Annotated in this window: 15 protein-coding genes and 1 pseudogene; 12 read left to right on the plus strand and 4 right to left on the minus strand. The window is 59.8% G+C overall.

Annotated features, from left to right (window positions below; all coding sequences use genetic code 11):
* Nucleotides 1–137: 137 nt before the first annotated feature.
* Nucleotides 138–538 (plus strand): annotated as a pseudogene (locus AC1PPL_RS03065) (transposase); the annotation flags it as partial.
* A 131-nt stretch (nt 539–669) separates the two neighbouring features.
* On the opposite strand, the gene AC1PPL_RS03070 reads toward AC1PPL_RS03065, so the two are convergent.
* Together AC1PPL_RS03070 and AC1PPL_RS03075 are read right to left on the minus strand one after the other, a co-directional pair.
* The gene (locus AC1PPL_RS03070) at nt 670–1119 is read right to left on the minus strand and encodes a helix-turn-helix domain-containing protein (protein WP_479972579.1); all 450 of its coding nucleotides are present in this window, start codon (nt 1117–1119) and stop codon (nt 670–672) included.
* Between the two features lie 658 nt (nt 1120–1777).
* Nucleotides 1778–2314, minus strand: a complete 537-nt coding sequence (locus AC1PPL_RS03075) for a MarR family winged helix-turn-helix transcriptional regulator (protein ID WP_479972580.1) — start codon at nt 2312–2314, stop codon at nt 1778–1780.
* A 63-nt stretch (nt 2315–2377) separates the two neighbouring features.
* Between AC1PPL_RS03075 and AC1PPL_RS03080 the strand changes: the two genes are divergently transcribed.
* Together AC1PPL_RS03080 and AC1PPL_RS03085 are read left to right on the plus strand one after the other, a co-directional pair.
* Complete coding sequence (locus tag AC1PPL_RS03080; RefSeq protein WP_479972581.1) at nt 2378–3250, plus strand: EamA family transporter; 873 nt, start codon at nt 2378–2380, stop codon at nt 3248–3250.
* Between the two features lie 36 nt (nt 3251–3286).
* Entirely contained in the window at nt 3287–3904 is a 618-nt protein-coding gene (locus AC1PPL_RS03085) for a nitroreductase family protein (protein ID WP_479972582.1), read from the plus strand.
* Nucleotides 3905–4482: 578 nt separating this feature from the next.
* Here the strand turns inward: AC1PPL_RS03085 and AC1PPL_RS03090 are convergent.
* Entirely contained in the window at nt 4483–5457 is a 975-nt protein-coding gene (locus AC1PPL_RS03090) for an IS5 family transposase (RefSeq protein ID WP_479972583.1), read from the minus strand.
* Nucleotides 5458–5525: 68 nt separating this feature from the next.
* On the opposite strand from AC1PPL_RS03090, the gene AC1PPL_RS03095 reads away from it, so the two are divergent.
* From AC1PPL_RS03095 to AC1PPL_RS03135, 9 genes are all read left to right on the plus strand, one after another.
* A complete protein-coding gene (locus AC1PPL_RS03095) occupies nt 5526–6422 on the plus strand; it encodes a LysR family transcriptional regulator (RefSeq protein ID WP_479972584.1) in 897 nt (298 codons plus the stop codon).
* Nucleotides 6423–6522: 100 nt separating this feature from the next.
* The gene (locus AC1PPL_RS03100; RefSeq protein ID WP_479972585.1) at nt 6523–7506 is read left to right on the plus strand and encodes a Bug family tripartite tricarboxylate transporter substrate binding protein; all 984 of its coding nucleotides are present in this window, start codon (nt 6523–6525) and stop codon (nt 7504–7506) included.
* 37 nt (nt 7507–7543) lie between these two features.
* Entirely contained in the window at nt 7544–8677 is a 1134-nt protein-coding gene (locus AC1PPL_RS03105) for an NAD(P)/FAD-dependent oxidoreductase (RefSeq protein WP_479972586.1), read from the plus strand.
* Between the two features lie 28 nt (nt 8678–8705).
* The gene (locus AC1PPL_RS03110) at nt 8706–9011 is read left to right on the plus strand and encodes a (2Fe-2S)-binding protein (RefSeq protein WP_295939184.1); all 306 of its coding nucleotides are present in this window, start codon (nt 8706–8708) and stop codon (nt 9009–9011) included.
* 1 nt (nt 9012) lies between these two features.
* Complete coding sequence (locus tag AC1PPL_RS03115; protein WP_295939186.1) at nt 9013–10401, plus strand: NAD(P)/FAD-dependent oxidoreductase; 1389 nt, start codon at nt 9013–9015, stop codon at nt 10399–10401.
* Nucleotides 10402–10431: 30 nt separating this feature from the next.
* On the plus strand, nt 10432–10785 hold the full coding sequence (locus tag AC1PPL_RS03120) for a RidA family protein (RefSeq protein ID WP_295939190.1): 354 nt from the start codon (nt 10432–10434) through the stop codon (nt 10783–10785).
* A gap of 981 nt (nt 10786–11766) precedes the next feature.
* A protein-coding gene (locus tag AC1PPL_RS03125; protein WP_376738321.1) for an IS3 family transposase occupies nt 11767–12896 on the plus strand; the annotation gives its coding sequence in 2 pieces (ribosomal slippage) (nt 11767–12022 and nt 12022–12896; 1131 coding nt in all).
* Between the two features lie 287 nt (nt 12897–13183).
* Nucleotides 13184–14299, plus strand: coding sequence for a DUF4062 domain-containing protein (locus AC1PPL_RS03130; RefSeq protein WP_479972587.1), 1116 nt, complete (start codon nt 13184–13186; stop codon nt 14297–14299).
* A gap of 11 nt (nt 14300–14310) precedes the next feature.
* On the plus strand, nt 14311–16092 hold the full coding sequence (locus tag AC1PPL_RS03135; RefSeq protein ID WP_479972588.1) for an alkaline phosphatase D family protein: 1782 nt from the start codon (nt 14311–14313) through the stop codon (nt 16090–16092).
* Nucleotides 16093–16243: 151 nt separating this feature from the next.
* Here the strand turns inward: AC1PPL_RS03135 and AC1PPL_RS03140 are convergent.
* A partial coding sequence (locus AC1PPL_RS03140; protein ID WP_479972589.1) for a Mov34/MPN/PAD-1 family protein occupies nt 16244–16568 on the minus strand: 325 nt, incomplete at its 5' end.

Here is a 16568-nt window from a genome sequence, read left to right on the forward strand (position 1 = left end):
CTCAATTGACAACATCACACATGCCACGTCTATGAGGTTTTGCAGCACGTGCAAGTTGGTAAGTGCCTCTCCTGACCTGCCCGGATTCTCCGAGACATTGATATCTAGCAAGATGGCTCCAATCGGAAGAGGAGCCCATGAAGAAGAGTCGATTCTCAGAAGAGCAGATGGTGACGATCCTGCGCAAGGCAGATCGCACGACGGTGGCCGAGACCGCCAAGAAGCACAAAGTCAGCGATGCCACGATCTACGCCTGGCGTAAGCACTTCGGGCAGATGGAAGCGGCCGACGTCAAACGCCTGAAAGCCCTGGAACTGGAGAACAGTCGGCTCAAGAAGCTGCTGGCCAAGCGCGACCTCGACGTCGAGATCCTCAAGGAGATCAACGCAAAAAAATGGTGAGCCCGCTGGCGCGGCGCGAGCAACTGGACTTCGTGCGTGCACGGGGCCTGAGTCTGCGCCGCGCCTGCGGGCTCATCGGCATGTCACGGGCCACGCCCAGCTACCAGTTGCGTCTACCAGCCAAGGATGCGCCGGTACCGTAGACGAAAACAGGCTGCGTGGTGTTTGCGCCTTCCAGCGAACCCGCTGGCACGAAGTCAGTGCATGCTCATACGTCACGTGGGCGAACACGAAAACGTTACCAGGAGGACGGGCATAGGGATTCCGGTCAGAAGTCATACGGATCCTTTTCAGCCTTGCGCTTCGCGGTCATTTCAGTGGATTGCCCAGAATCAGACCTGAAGGTCGCCTTGGACCCGCTTTTGGTACCAAAAGTGGAGCCCACGACCTTGCGTCCAGAGCTTGCATTCGACTTATAGACGCGCTGGACGCGGGGAGCTTCATTGAAGACACGCACGGCGGCCGACTTGCCTGTCAGTAAGCCAGCCAAGGTCAGCTCGGGCTCCAGGCCGTGCAAGTAGCGCAGGACTTGCGAGAGCGTGCGGCTTTTATCCCCCTGCTCCAGCAGTACCGCGGTGGATCGAGAAACGCCTGCGCGCGCCGCCGCATCACTCTGTGTCATACCGCGCGCAATGCGCAGCGTGCGGAGCTGGGCGCCGATCTGCTCTGCCTCTTTAAGGCGGACATCAGGCGTGCGGAGTGATTCGTCGTACTTCATGGGCTTCTCGCAAAAAAAGGAGCACGTTGCTGCAAGGCGGCAGTAACCGGCCGGGTTGTGACGCAGCGCAGATGGCTGCGTCTGCAATCGCAGTCCTTGTCATGCATAAGGACTGTGATTACGGTCATTTTCTCACCGAACCCGATGGCAGCCCAGGCGAAATCAGTGCCTCAATGTCGCCAATAACAATCACTGTACCGGGCAATGACCACCAGTGGCGACATAGCGTCCATTGCCTACGGGGCTCCGCCAAAGTCCTAGCTACACCTAACAGGACAACAACGGAGCGTTTTGACCAAGGACGGACTAGTGTTTCGACACGGGGGTAGCCCAAGCTATCGAAGCAGCCAAAATCGGCTTCTGCTTTGAGGAAGGCGGATGTTGAGCGATGGAGGCAGCGCTGCACACGGTGTTCTCGGAAAGAGATAACCAAGTGGAGATGCGCTACCAAGCCGAAGACTTCGTACACGCCTGGGCTGTGGTGGATGGCATTGCCATTGACCACCCAGGCGTCATGCTGAACGAACGTGAGGGTCTTCCCATTGCGGACACGGATGAGATCGAGCGGTTTGCAGCCGAACAAAACGACCCTGAGCGGAGCCTCAACCGCGTTAAGCGACTAGCGGGTCTGCAGCGAAAAGCTGCCTTCCCTCCCCTCTCAACTTTCGTCCTGCAGCAGCGCTGCCGGCGATTCCAGGCCCCGCAGTAAAGCCGAGAGATGTGTATCCAACGCCGAGAGCGCGGATGCAGATAACACCGATACAAGCTGGCGCTCATTTTCGATGTGCGCTTCTACCGCACGATCAACCAGTAGGCGCCCTTTGCGACTCAGTTGGACGAGCATGCTGCGTGCATCCTGCTCATTGGATACCCGCTCGATCCAGCCCTTGGTCTCTAGGGTCTTAAGCCGATGCGTCATCGTGCCCGAGGTCACCATCAGAGCGGAAAATAACTCGGTCGGACTCAAACGGTAGGGTGCGCCAGAGCGTCGCAGCGTCGCAAGCATGTCGAACTCCCACAGGCTCAGGTCGAACTGCGCCAGATTGGACTCCACACGTTGTTGCAACAGGGCTGCGCACCGCTTTATCCGGCCGATCGGTCCCATCGGACTGGTGTCCAGGTCAGGGCGTTCTCGCGCCCATTGATCGAGGATGGCATCCACCGCGTCAGTTTGCCGCCGGATCGCTCTATTCATATGTCTTGACATCGAGATAATTGGTGGCCAGAATTGATATATCTTGAATTGAAGATATATGCCATGCCCACCGTTGTTTTACAGAACTACTGGCGCGAAGTCATGCTCACCGCGCTCGCGCCCATCATCTGGGGATCGACCTACATCGTAGCCTCGGAGCTGCTGCCGCCGGACCGCCCGTTCACCGCTGCCCTCCTCCGGGCCTTGCCTGCCGGGCTGCTGTTGTTGCTGTTCACGCGCCAAATGCCTGCCCGCCGGGACTGGTGGCGCTTGCTGGTGCTCGGTGCGTTGAACATCGGCGTCTTCCAGGCGCTTCTGTTTGTTGCGGCGTATCGTCTGCCGGGCGGCCTGGCGGCTGTCCTGGGCTCAATTCAGCCTTTGGTGGTCATAGCGTTGACGTGGGTGGCCGACAAGCGATCACCGGCACACGCCACGCTTTGGTCGGCGATCGCGGGCATCGTGGGCATGGCCATTCTGCTGCTTTCACCGCAGACGGTATTCGAGCCCGTTGGCATCCTGGCTGCGATGCTGGGTGCTGCATCCATGGCGACGGGTATGTGGCTGACGCGTCGCTGGGCGCTGGACATGCCGGTGCTTGCGCTGACTGGCTGGCAATTGCTCATCGGCGGTCTGATGCTGGCGCCGGTGGCGTGGCTGGCAGATGCACAGTTGCAGTCCGTCTCGATGACGCAATGGCTGGCTTACGCCTATCTCAGCCTGGCAGGGGCGGTACTCGCCTATGTGATCTTCTTTCGAGGCGTCGTCAGGCTGCCAACAGTTGCCGTCTCTTCACTGGGCTTACTCAGCCCTCTGACAGCCGTGGTTCTGGGCTGGACCGTCCTGTCGCAGTCCATGACCGGTATGGCATTCGTTGGACTGGTGATCGTGCTGACCAGCGTCTTTGCAGTTCAGTGGACCACGGCGCACGCGCAGTAATCCCTCACGGCGTTTTCTATTCCTTCAGTGATCGTTATGACCAATCCCGTACAGCGTGCCATCGAATCCAGGGCGTCCGTGAACCGCTTTCAGCCTGACCGACCATTGGGTGACGATGTCATCGGGGCTCTGGTCAACCAGGCTACGAAGGCACCCTCTGCGTACAACTTCCAAAACTGGCGGTTCATCGCCGTGCGATCAGCGAATGCCAAAGCTCGTCTGAAATCGGTTGCCTACGGTCAGCAAAAGGTTGTTGATGCCTCGGTGGTGTTTATTGTCTGCGGCAGGTTGGCAGCGCACACGCAATTGGCCACGGCGTTAAGACCTAGCGTGGAGGCACGCATCATGGAGCAACGTGCCGCCGATGGATGGGTGGCTCAAGCAGCCGCGGCGCACGAAGGGAACTCGGCCTTGCAGCGCGACGAGGCCATCCGTTCCGCGTCACTGGCAGCCATGACGCTGATGCTGGCGGCGCAAGGGATGGGGCTGGACTCGTGTGCGATGGGCGGGTTCGATGCGGCGCAGGTAAGCCGAGATTTTCATCTTGATGCTACAGAGTTGCCGGTGATGATTGTTGCGGTAGGTTATGCACAACCCGGAAACTGGCCACAGAAGCCACGCAAGCAGTTGGCGGAGGTTTTATCTATCGCTTAGGGCGCTCTAGGCTACCAGCGGTCGTTGAGGATGGGGATCCAAATGACCACTGCTATCGAAGGCAGCGTCAGCACGCGACTCGTTGCCGTCGCTGGTTGATTGCCGCCACTTGGCAGCTTTGCAGCGGTTGCTGCCACTCGCGCCCGCAATGTGGAAGCCAGCTGTAAGCCAGTCACCGGGCACTCGCGGGTTGTTCTGAGACAGTGGCCACAGAAACTGATTAGGCTGTCTGATCGGTTGATCCCGAATCGATCTCCCGGATACGATTGATCAGTAGGCCACGGATGCCCCTTCTGAGCTGCCTCTTGTGCGGCAAGGTGCTGCGCTTCTGGGTTGAGCTAATTTGCTACGTCGACACGCTGGGGAAGCCAGGAATGTTGTCATTGCTCTTCCCATGAGCTCAGCTTGGGCTTTGAGGTTTCGCTATTTGCGTTAACCCAAATAACTATTTAAGGCAACGCTGAACAAGCCGTCGTAATTTGCTATGCGGCACTGAACGACGCAGTTTTTCGGATGTTTTGGCCCCTCGCACCGCCCATTTGGGCAGTTCGCGGGGCCTTCAGGCCCGATTCCCGCCCTTACGGGCGCACCTGTCCCAACAGATGACTGCGGCACAGGTAAATGTTGGCCAGCGCCAGGGCCGTGAATGCGCGCGTGGCGTTCTTCTGCAGCCCGCGATAGCGCACCTTGCTGAACCCCCATAGCCGCTTGACCACGGCAAAGACATGTTCGACCCGAGCACGCACCCGCGACTTGTTGCGGTTCTTGGCCCGCTGCACTTCGTCCACCTCGCCAGCGCAGCGCGTGCGCTGGTTGGTGAAGTCCTTGGCCCTGGGCGCCTTGCTCGCGATCAGTGCCTTCTGGCTGGCATAGGCCGAGTCGCCATAGACCCGTTGCTCATTGCCGTGCAGCAAATCAGGCAGTGGATGCTTGTCATGCACGTTTGCCGCTGTGACCACCGCGCTATGGCTCAGCCCCGTTTGACTGTCCACACCGATGTGCAGCTTCATGCCGAAGTACCACTGCTGGCCCTTGCGGGTCTGGTGCATCTCGGGGTCTCTTGCCTTGTTAGCGTTCTTGGTCGAGCTGGGCGCACCGATGATGGTGGCGTCCACGATGGTTCCGGTATTGACCTTGATGCCGCGTGCCTGCAGCTCCTTGCCAACGCGTGCAAACAGGGCTTCGTTCAACCTGTTGTCGTTGAGCAGCCGACGGAACCTGAGCATCGTGGTCGCGTCGGGCACGGGTTCACAGCCCAAGTCAATGCCGACGAAGCGACGCAGACTGGCACTGTCGTAGAGGGCTTCCTCACACGCCAGGTCGGCGAGATTGAACCAATGCTGGATGAAGTGGATGCGCAGCATGCGCTCCAGGCCAATGGGAGGGCGCCCATTGCCGGCCTTGGGGTAGTGCGGTGCGATTTCTTCGCACAGCGCCGCCCAGGGCACCAGCGAATCCATAGTCTTGAGGAATTCGTCGCGCCGCGTAGGCTTACGGTGTTGTTCAAAGCCCAACTGCGCGTCGGCTGCCATAGCAAGGGTCTGCTGCTTCATGGCCCAGTAATTTACCCAGGCTGGAGCAGCAGCGGAGACTTTTTCAGCATTGCCTTAAGGTCAACCTCATGAAGAATCGAAATGTCACCCACCGAATGGTTGAGGCCTTCCAGGCTGCGATGCAGCATAACGGAATCAGCGCCGGAGCCGATGCGCTGGGAATCACCCAGCCGGCCATGAGTCGGCTGATAGCCGATCTCCAAAGATCCATGGGTATTTTGCTGTTCGCCAAAAACGGACGCAGCATCAAGCCCACGCAAGAGGCCCATGCTTTGATGGCAAAGGTTCAGCAGTCTTTTCTAGGGCTGGAGCAAATCGTCGATTTTTCCGATCAACTGCGAAAGCAGAAGCTTGGCCAGCTCTCGATCAGCGCAATCCCTTCCATCGGGCATTCCATCCTTCCAGCCGTCATCCGCCAATTGAGAGAAAAATTTCCCGACGTTTTCATCAGCCTTCGAGTTGCTTCGTACATTGAAGTGGCCAGGCACGTCAAAACCCGGCAGGCCGATATCGGGCTCACGGCAGATACGCTCTCGCTGGGAGACCTGGAGACGGTGGCAGAGTTTCCCTCGGAATGTGTATGCATCGGCAACGAGAAGTGGCTCGATCCGAAGGCCGACCACATTCACGTCGGCGAATTCGTCAACAAACCCTTCATCGCGTCATCCGGAACGTTCCAAACGCGCCTGAATGCCTGGCTCAGTGCCAACGGGGTTCAAGCCGATGCCATGATCGAAGCGTCGCTGTTCCAGTCCATCAGCGACCTCTGCCTGGAGGGGCTGGGCATTGCCGTGGTCGATCCCATGACGGCGGCAAAACACCAGAAGCGGGGCGGCGTGGCCTTGCCGCTGCGCCCTTCGATCGGCTACACGGTCTATGCCACGGCCATGAGCGACGCGAAGCTTTCAGTCCCGGCCAAGGAATTAATTCGTTTGGTCGCGGCGGCTTCATGCGCAGAAACATAACATCCATGTATGTATTGATGATCCAGCATCCATAGATATCGGCAGGATCCCTTCTTACCATGAGAACTCGTTCGTTCATCATGTCCAACGGAGAGTGTCCATGTCGTATCACAACCAGCGCCGGTTCCTTATGGCCGCGGCTGCTTTCACCACCCTGATTTCGCTCGGGTCTGCTGCACAGGCAGAGTGGCCGGAAAAACCGATCCGCTTCATCGTGAACGCCGCGGCAGGCGGCGCTGCGGACGGCACGGCGCGGGTTCTGGCGGACGGCCTCAGCAAGCGCCTGGGGCAGCCCATCGTGATCGACAACAAGCCGGGGGCATCGGGGGCCATCGGGCTGGATGCGGTGGCCAAGGCCGCGCCGGATGGGTACACGATCGGCAACTCCAATCTCGCGACCTACACCGTTACCGCGCTGACCGCGAAATCGCTGCCCTACGATCCTGCCAAGAGCTTCACGCCCATCGCGAAGCAGTGGACGCAGCCCAACCTGCTGGGCGTGAGCCCGGCCCTTCCCGTCAAGAGCGTCGCGGACTTGGTGAATTACGCCAAGGCCCATCCTGGCGAGATTTTCTACGGCTCCACTGGCAACGGCACCGCGCTGCATGTGCTCGGCGCATTGTTCGCCAACCTCTCCGGGGCTCAGATCACCCACGTCCCGTACAAGAGCGCCCCGGCGGCGGAGCTGGATCTGGCGGCGGGCCAGATCCAGATGATGTTCAGCAACTTCACGTCGATGGAGCCCCAGGTGAAGGCGGGCCGTATCAACGCGCTGGCCATTACAGGGCCTAACCGCTCCCCCCTGCTGCCGAACGTCCCCACCATCCGGGAAGCCGGTTACCCGGACCTGGAAATGGAAACCTGGGGCGGCGTCGTGGGGCCGGCCAACATGCCGCAGGCCATCGTTGAAAAGCTGCATCGGGAGATCAACGCCGTGCTCGCGGACCCCGAGGTCATCAAGAAGCACGAGCGGCTCGGCGCAAAGGTGGCCCCGGCTTCCATCGCCGAATACAGGCAAATGCTCAATGCCGACAGCGTGCGCTGGGGCGAGGTCGTGAAGCGCAACAACATCACGCTCAATTGAGAAAAGCTCTCCAGAGAGTTCTTCCCGGTAAACATCTATGTCTTCAAATGAAACAATCGTCGTCGGCGGGGGACTGGTGGGGGCCGCCATCGCGTATGGCGTGCTCAAGTCCGGCGGCCCGGTGACCCTGCTCGACCAGGGCGACGTGGCGCACCGCGCCTCGCGCGGCAACTTCGGCCTCGTCTGGCTGCAGAGCAAGGGCGCGGGGTTTCCCCGCTACGCCCGATGGAGCCGGGATGCCGTTGACCATTGGGGGCCGCTTGCCAGCGAACTCCGCGAGCTCACCGGGGTCGATGTGGATCTGCAGCAAAACGGCGGATTCTGGATTGGCTTCAGCGAAAAAGAAGTCGTCGAGCGGGAGGCAATGCTGGCAAAAATCAATGCCGACGGCCGCACGCCCTTCGAGATGCTCGACCACCAGGCGCTCAAGGCCCGGCTGCCCGCGATCGGCCCGAAGGTGGCCGGGGGCAGTTGGTGCCCTCTGGACGGCCACGCCAACCCGCTCAAGCTGCTGCATGCGCTGCATGCGGGCATCAAGGCGCTCGGCGGCCGCATCTGCAGCGCAGTTGACGTGGGCGAGGTGCGCTCGCTCGGCGAAGGACGGGGCTTTCAGGCCAAGAGCAGCGATGGCCGCCAGTGGAGCGGCGCAAAAATCGTGCTGGCCGCAGGCCTGAGCAACAGCGCCCTCGCCCCCCAACTGGGCCTTCACGCGCCCGTGCTGCCCAAGCGGGGCCAGGTGCTCATCACCGAGCGGCTGAAGAAATTCCTGCCGTACCCCACCAACAAGGCGCGCCAGACCACCGAGGGCACGGTTCAGCTCGGGTTCTCGGCGGAGGACGTGGGACTGGACGACGGGACGACGGTGGAGGCCATCGAGTCGATCGCCAAACGCTCGGTCGCCACCTTTCCCATCCTGTCGTCGGTCAAGCTCGTGCGGGCATGGGGATCGCTTCGCGTGCTCACCCCCGATGGCTCGCCGGTCTACCAGGAGTCGGCCCGATACCCCGGCGCATTCACCGCCACCAGCCACAGCGGGGTCTCCCTGGCAGGCTCCCATGCCTATGAAATCGCACCCTGGATCGCGGGGGTGAAACCAGCGCCGGATGGCATCGGGGAATTCGCTGGCGAGCGATTCCTGAACCCCAATAGGAAATTCAGCAGTGCATACTGAAACTCAAGCAACAAATGTTTCCCTGTTCATGCCCGAAGCCGGCTCGCAGGGAAAGAAAGTCCGCATTTACTTTGACGGCCAGCCGCTGGACGTTCCGCACGATGTGAGCGTGGCGTCGGCGCTGCTCATGTCGGGCGTGCGGACATTCCGCTCGACCCCGGTTTCCGGCTCTGCGCGCGCACCCTATTGCATGATGGGCGTCTGCTTTGAGTGCCTCGTGGAAATCGACGGCCGCCCCAGCCGCCAGTCATGCCTCACGCAGGTGAGGGACGGCATGGTCATCCAGCGCCAGGAGGGCGCATCCGGGCTGAACATGCAAAGTGCGGAGAACTGATATGGCAACCGGTGTTGAATTGTTTGACCTGGTGGTCATTGGTGCGGGCCCCGCAGGGCTTTCGGCGGCCATCGAGGCACGGTGCTTCGGGCTTTCAGTGGCCGTGCTCGATGAGCAGCGGCGGGTTGGCGGCCAGATCTACCGGGCCATCGAGGAGTCCAGCCCCCGCCGCCGCGAAGTGCTTGGCCCGGACTACGCCGCTGGCGCAAAACTGGCGCAGGATTTTGCAGCCTGCGGCGCCGTGCACGTGGGCGGCGCCGCCGTCTGGAACGTCGCCAAGGACAAGACGGTGTCCTACCTCCTCGACGGCGGCAGCAGGAAGATCCAGGGGCGCAGCCTGGTGCTTGCCAGCGGTGCGATGGAGCGGCCCTTTCCCGTGCCCGGCTGGACGCTGCCAGGCGTCATGGGCGCGGGCGCGGCCCAGATTCTGTACAAATCCTCGGGCGCCGTTCCTACTGAGCCCGTGGTGCTGGCAGGCTGCGGCCCCTTGCTGTTCCTGCTGGCGCAGCAGTATCTGGATGCGGGCGTCAAGATCAAGGCGCTGATCCACACCACAGGGACGGGCGACTATCTGCGCGCGGCCTCCCATGTCCTGGGCGCGCTGTGCGGCTGGAAAGACCTCTCCAAGGGCAGCCAGATGCTGAAGAAAATCCGCAGCCATGGCGTTCAGACGTTCGCGGGAGCCAGCGCGTTCGCCATCGAAGGTGCAGAGAAGGCCGAATCCATTACGTTCACCCACAACGGCCAGAGAAAGCGCGTCCAAGCCTCCCTGGTGCTGCTCCACCAGGGCGTGGTGCCGAATACCCAGCTCAGTTGGTCGCTGCGCGCCGAGCACCGCTGGGATGAACAGCAGCTGTGCTGGATTCCGGTGACCGATGCCTGCGGGCAAATCGAGGAAACCGGCATCTACATCGCGGGCGACAGCCGGGGCATCGTCGGTGCGAAAGCATCCGCGAGCCAGGGCCGGCTGGCTGGGCTGGCGATTGCCCGCCAGCTCCAAGCCATTTCGCCCGAGAAATTCAAGGCGCTTGAGCCAGCGATCCTGGAAGAGATCAGGGCCCATACGCAGATCCGCCCCTTTCTCGATACCTTGTATCGCCCGCAGGACGCACACCGCATCCCCACCGATGACGAGGTCACGGTATGCCGCTGCGAGGAAGTGAAAGCCGGGCAAATCAAAAAATACGTGGAGGTGGGCTGCCTCGGCCCCAACCAGACGAAGGCGTTCGGCCGCTGCGGCATGGGGCCATGCCAGGGGCGGCTGTGCGGACTGACGGTGACCGAAATCATCGCCAGCGAGAGAAAGGTCAGCCCGCAGGAGGTGGGCTACTACCGCATCCGCCCGCCCATCAAACCCATCACCCTGGGCGAACTCGCCTCATTTGGATAACGCATTTCCCATCAGCCAAGGAGTTTTTTCATGGAAATCAAGCGCATCGCCACCGACACCCGCCGCTCCCGTGCAGTCGTCTACAACCACATGGTCTTCGTCGGCGGCCAAACCGCCGACGACAGAAGCCAGGACATTCGCGGCCAAACCGCCCAAACCCTCGCGAAAATCGAGAAGTTCCTGGCGGAAGCAGGAACCGACAAGAGCCGCCTGCTCACTGCCCAGATCTGGATCAAGGACCTCGAACGCGACTTCGCGGGGATGAATGAAGTCTGGGATGCGTGGACCGCGCCCAACGCCGCGCCCACGCGCGCGACCGCGCAGTGCGAGATGGGGGCGAAGGACATTCTGGTAGAAATCATCGTCACGGCCGCGACCAAGTAGCCGTCCTGCTAGCCGCTGTCAGCACGCGAAGACGCCGGATCGGGGCTGACTCCACTTGATTTTGTCTTCGCTGAAAACAACCAAGCGGCACCTTTAGGCAAGGCAAAGCTGAGGTGCATTCATAGTTACTTCAATGGCTGATCGGCTGTCTCAGACCCACCTGTCTGTAGTGCTTCGGGAAATAGCGTGGAGACGTTGCTATTTTCAATTTTGAAAATAGCATCTGAAACCTTAGGCCTTGCCCCTTGGTGCTCAATGGCTGTAGCCTTGCCCGATTTGAAGGGAATTTGCAGCGCCCAGATGTCTTTGGGCTTGAAGGGTGCTTTCTGACCAACGATCTATCCCTTGTTGCAGGGCTCGCGATGAACGGCGGCTTTATTGGATTCCATGATGGTCTCCCATCGAGTGGGGGGACGAAGACCATGCGCCTTCTAGATGCCGTTGTCCACGAGTGACCACGGTAGCTATGTCAGTTTTTCGGTTCAGAAAACCGCCCGGTAATGTTGTTCAATGTCTGCTCTCGATCGCAGCAGTCGTTCGACGACTCTGGGCCGAACGCCAGCAATCAGCCTGAAGCCGTCACGCGTAGGTCTGTTCTGCAGCGGTTGCTGCCGACCGCAATGATTACCTCATGGGCTGCTCTTAGCGAGAAAGCGGACGCTCAAATCAAGCTTCTTGAAGAGTATTTTTGCGCCCAGCGACATGGCGCTGCTCCTGTTAGTGGAGCGACTTCCGCCAAGTTCGGCGCACTTGGTCCATCCCTTCTGCTCAGCACCCGACGGTGTCGGATCTCATTACTGCGCTTCTTGGAGCGTCGGGTCGATTTCCGTGGCTCGTTAGTGCGCATTGCAATCACCCCAGTGCGGAGTCGGCGGTGCTCCTGCAACTCTGTATGGATCCAAGAAGACTCAATACTTCTGACCTGCAACCCGCCACCCGTACCAAGGCAATAGAGAATCCGCGCAACCGAGAGGAAGCGCGATGCGCAAGAGCAGGTACACGGACGAACAGATCATTGGGTTCATCAAGCAGGCCGACGCTGGCATGAGCGTTGCGGACCTGTGCCGCCGAGAGGGTTTCAGCTCGGCCACGTTCTACAAGTGGCGAGCCAAGTTCGGCGGCATGGAAGCCAGCGACGCCAAACGGCTGCGCGACCTGGAAGCCGAGAACAACCGGCTCAAGAAGCTACTGGCCGAAGCGGTGTTGGACAACGAGGCGCTGAAGGTGGCCTTCGGCGTAAAGCGCTGAGCCCACCGGCGAAGCGACGCGCGGTGGGCAAGATGTTGGAAGAGACCTCGATCAGTGAACGGCGCGCCTGCGCTTTGGTGGGACTGTCGCGCGACAGCTGGCGGCACCCGCCCCAGCGCGCACAGCACGACCAGGCCACGAGTCAGCGCATCGTCGAGCTCGCGCACGAGCGGCGTCGCTTCGGCTACCGGCGCATTGCCGACCTGCTGCGGGCTGAAGGCACGAAGGTCAACGACAAACGCGTCTATAGGCTCTACAGGCTGGCTGAGCTGTCGGTGCGCAAGCGCCGCGGCAAGCAGCGCCTGAAGCTCGAACGCGTGCCGCTGCACCAATGCCAGAGCGTCAACGAGGTCTGGAGTATGGATTTCGTCAGCGACAGCTTGGCCAGTGGCCGGCGCATCAAGTGCCTGACCATCACCGATGACTTCAGCCACGAGTGCGTGGATATCGCCGTCGACCACGGCATCGGCGGCGAGTACGTAGTGCGCGTGCTGGAGCAGGTGGCGCGGTTTCGCGGTTACCCGCAGGCCGTGCGCACAGACCAGGGGCCCGAATTCACCAGCCGAGCCTTCATGGCGTGGGCGCAGGCCAGGGGCGTGCGCCATATCCTCAACCAGCCCGGCAAGCCCACGCAGAATGCCTACATCGAGAGCTTCAACGGCAAGTTCCGCGACGAGTGTCTGAACGAGCACTGGTTCCAGAGCCTGAAACAGGCCCGTGCCGAGATTGCGCGCTGGCGGGCTGACTACAACGAGATCAGACCGCACAGCAGCTGCGGCCGGATTCCCCCAGCAAAGTTCGCAGCGCGACATCGACAATCAACTGGCGGCGCCGTAACGGCGCCGCTTCAAACCCAGGAGTAATCTCCTTTAACCAGCGGATTTTCTCAAAACGACTGGTACGGGTATTGGGGGCAGGTCACTTCTTCCAGTGTGAGCTTCAATGGGTTAGCCATAAAGCATGGCCAACCAACGTTCTGATACGCTTGTAAGCAAAAGCGACTGTCGGAAGTGTATGACCGGACTCTTCATCGAACAGCGTAGGCTACCCGAAGACCGGCGCCCTCCAAGCATGCTGGTTAGTAAGACGGATACAGACCTTCCGGCATTTAGTTGCGCATCGTCTTTGAATACAACAACAGGAGCGCTTCTTGGCCAAATCTATTATTCGGGTAATGCTCTCCAGCCGGTGTGTGGACGCTTTTCCTGCAGGGAGCAAGACCAATCTAACCGATCTGCGAAAAGAGCTGAAAAGGGAGATCGAATCAGCCGAGGTGCTGGGACGAAAGCTGTTTGAGGTCTGGATCAACGAAGACGCACCGCCGGCCGAGGGCGCACAAGATAGCTGGGATGCCTGTCTGCAAGCCGTGCGCGATTGCGATGTACTTATCGTGCTATCCAACGGCAATGCAGGCTGGGCCGCAGGCGACCAGGACATCGGCATCTGCCACGCGGAATACATGGAGGGCCTTCGTTCTGCGCAAGCCAAGGTGCGCCTGGTGGTATTACCGACAGTGGCCGACGCTCAGGGCTCTGCAGGCGAGCGCAACCGGCGCTTTCAGGACTATCTCTCGCGGCAGAGCGCCTTCCGGGGCGGCGAGGTGAAGACCGCCGCCGATGCCAAAAAACGCGTGTTCGAGGCTCTCTCGGATGCCGTGGTTTCGCTGACGCAACGGGGCGTACAGGCTGCCGCGTCGACGCGTTTCGATGTCGGTGCCGCCCTGGACTGGTCCCGGCTCGACTTCCGTCAACGAAAAATGGCCATGGAGTCAACGCTCAAAACAGCCTTGGGAGGGCTCAAGGGCGCCAAGGCGGTGGACGGCGGTGTGGTGGTCAACCTGGATGGTAAGGACGTAGCGGTTGTAGTTCACGCGATTCCGGCCTCGTTCAGCGTGGCCGCGGCGCGCGAGCTAGTGGGGCGCCCCTTCCTGGAAGATCATCAACGCGTCAAGCTACTGGCTTTTGCACACGGGCCGCTGCACTTGATTGCCTGTCACCGCGGTGCGACAGAAACCCAGGCCACGTCGCTACTGGGATTTCCAGACGCGACGGTGGTAAGCGGGCCATTTGGGGTGTTCGTGGCCGATGACGTGCAAAAGGTGCAATTCGCCTTCTTGGCCAACTGCCGAGACGACTCACAGACGAGACACGCGAGTCAACGGTTTTTTGAATGGTTGCAACAAACCGGTGAAGCAGCGCTGGTGGCACGCAGGGCGGTATCTCGTGCCCGGATCGTTAAGGTGGTAGCGAAAGAAATGAATACGTGAGGAGGCTGAACATGAATGAAAAGGATCTGCTGCTGGGGCCGGTGCTGTCGTTCCGCGGTATCGGAAAAGGGGATGCGTGGCGAGTAACGGCACTGATTGGCCTCAAGACAGGTGCGGAGATCCCGGAGTTCCAAGTGGATGGCAGGACATGTCCTGCACCTAAGGAGCTCTTGTCAACGCGTGGCGAGCGCTATCTGCGCTACGACATTTCCTGCAAGGTCTTGAAGGATGAGCGCACGGTCAGCTACGGCATCCCGGATGGGCTAACCTGGAACATGACGGTGCCAGGCAAGAATTTTTCTCCGCGCATGGCGTACGTATCGTGCAACGGATTCTCTGACCCTGCGGTGATGAGGAAAATCATCCGCACGTCAGATGCGGTGTGGGAGGACCTGCTCTACAGCCATGATCGCAAACTGCGCAGAAAGCCTGGGGAGGGAGAAGTCAAGCTGCTGGACAAGGAGCAGTTGTGGCATGAAAAGCGTATTCACGACAAAGGTCTGCAGCGTTTTCACTTGATGCTCATGGGCGGCGATCAAATCTACTTTGACTCTATCTGGGAAGACATCAAAGCTCTGCGCCAATGGGTTGGGCTGCCTCGCCAGGCCCAGTTGAACTTTAAGGTCAGCAAGCCTCTCGAAAGCGAGATAGAAGCGTACTATTTCGGCCTGTACAAACAACGATGGCTCCCCATTGAGAGGCAGCCATGGTCGTCCGCGACGGCTGCGCTTGATGCAGGGGCAGCGATGGCGTCCATGCCAACCATCATGATGTGGGACGACCACGACATCTTTGACGGCTGGGGGTCATACAGCTGCGAGATGCAGAACTGCGAGCTATTTGAAACACTCTTTCGCCATGCGCGCAGAGCATTCTGGGTGTTCCAGATGCAACATGCGCTGGAAGATCTGCCTGAACTGGAGGACACAACGCCGGCAGGTTTCACCCGTCAGGATCCTCTGCTAAAGCCTATCCCCTGGAGCAAGGTGCTCGCTAAGGATGCGCTAGCGCTCCCGCTGCTCGACAATCAACCAGGATTTACGTCCGCCTATTCGATTGGACCAGTAGCTGTCGTTGCTGCCGACTTGCGCACGGAGCGTTCCCGAACCCAGGTCATGGGATCGGATACGTGGCGGCAAATCAAAGAATGGACTGGCAACCTGAAATCTGGAGGCGCTGGGCCGCAACCGAAGATTGGATGTCAACACCTGCTGTTCATGTCCTCCGTGCCGGTGGTGCACCCGAAGCTGCCATTGGCAGAGCTATTCTTGGATAAATTCGGGCAGGACCATGTCACCGACAGCAACGCCGACGACCTCAAAGATCACTGGTCCCATGATGACCATGAGGGAGAACGCAAGCGACTGCTTGAGGTGCTATCTAGTTTTGCTCGCGACAAGAAGATTCGGGTTTCCTTGGTCTCCGGGGATGTGCATGTTGCAGCGTGGGGAACGGCCTACCGCAAAGATTTGCCCGCCTCGGAAACATGGTCGCAGATGCACCAATTTACGTCGTCTGCCGTTGTTCACCCATCGTTGATGGGGGTGACAGAACGGTTGTTTCTTGCTTGGTTGAACTCCAATGCCAAGAAGCCTCAAAACATCGATGTTCAGTATGTCGCTGAAGTCATGACGTTTCCGGGGCATGACACTCATGTCATGGCAGCGCGCAACTGGCTTGCCTTAGAGCTAGATCTCGGGTCCGCCGAAGGGTGCAAGCTTTGGGCAACCTGGCGATGTGAGACCGAAACTAGTTTTTCTAACCACTTGATTGCAGTGGCTCCCATTGCCTAAGTTAGTGTAAGCGCGGCTAGATAGGCTTATAAAACAGAACCAGAAAAGCTATTGATGAACAGCACTGCAGAGTAGGTCCCTTGAAAAATAGTGGATTCCAGGGGGTAGTAGTTACGCCTGTTCGCAGAGTTGCTCACGTATCAAGAAATTATCACGAACGAGAAAAGTCTGCTTTAAGAAAACGAGCCGTGTCGTGAAACCCAACATACCACCCATCCGGGAAAGGTCGATTTCCGACAATGACAAAAGCGAACCCGTTCAAAACAGAAATGGCCGCGCGCGCATGATCTGCCGCAAGTCTCTCATCTGTGCCGGAGGGGGTGGGCATCGCTTCAGGGTGGGTATGCCAAAGGCCAATGCAATACAAACCTTCCTGAAGCAAATCCTGTCGTTGCCGCATCGCCTCGATAGGATCGAACGCCACGCTTGACCAAGACGCACGCCGCGCCTTGAGCGAGGTGGCCTTTGAGATCACG

Source organism: Diaphorobacter sp. B2A2W2 (assembly GCF_056730635.1).

Coding starts and splice junctions, on each gene's coding strand:
- AC1PPL_RS03070 (WP_479972579.1), bottom strand. CDS start 1,119: ATGAAGTACGACGAATCACTCCGCACGCCTGATGTCCGCCTTAAAGAG.
- AC1PPL_RS03075 (WP_479972580.1), bottom strand. CDS start 2,314: ATGAATAGAGCGATCCGGCGGCAAACTGACGCGGTGGATGCCATCCTC.
- AC1PPL_RS03080 (WP_479972581.1), top strand. CDS start 2,378: ATGCCCACCGTTGTTTTACAGAACTACTGGCGCGAAGTCATGCTCACC.
- AC1PPL_RS03085 (WP_479972582.1), top strand. CDS start 3,287: ATGACCAATCCCGTACAGCGTGCCATCGAATCCAGGGCGTCCGTGAAC.
- AC1PPL_RS03090 (WP_479972583.1), bottom strand. CDS start 5,457: ATGAAGCAGCAGACCCTTGCTATGGCAGCCGACGCGCAGTTGGGCTTT.
- AC1PPL_RS03095 (WP_479972584.1), top strand. CDS start 5,526: ATGAAGAATCGAAATGTCACCCACCGAATGGTTGAGGCCTTCCAGGCT.
- AC1PPL_RS03100 (WP_479972585.1), top strand. CDS start 6,523: ATGTCGTATCACAACCAGCGCCGGTTCCTTATGGCCGCGGCTGCTTTC.
- AC1PPL_RS03105 (WP_479972586.1), top strand. CDS start 7,544: ATGTCTTCAAATGAAACAATCGTCGTCGGCGGGGGACTGGTGGGGGCC.
- AC1PPL_RS03110 (WP_295939184.1), top strand. CDS start 8,706: ATGCCCGAAGCCGGCTCGCAGGGAAAGAAAGTCCGCATTTACTTTGAC.
- AC1PPL_RS03115 (WP_295939186.1), top strand. CDS start 9,013: ATGGCAACCGGTGTTGAATTGTTTGACCTGGTGGTCATTGGTGCGGGC.
- AC1PPL_RS03120 (WP_295939190.1), top strand. CDS start 10,432: ATGGAAATCAAGCGCATCGCCACCGACACCCGCCGCTCCCGTGCAGTC.
- AC1PPL_RS03135 (WP_479972588.1), top strand. CDS start 14,311: ATGAATGAAAAGGATCTGCTGCTGGGGCCGGTGCTGTCGTTCCGCGGT.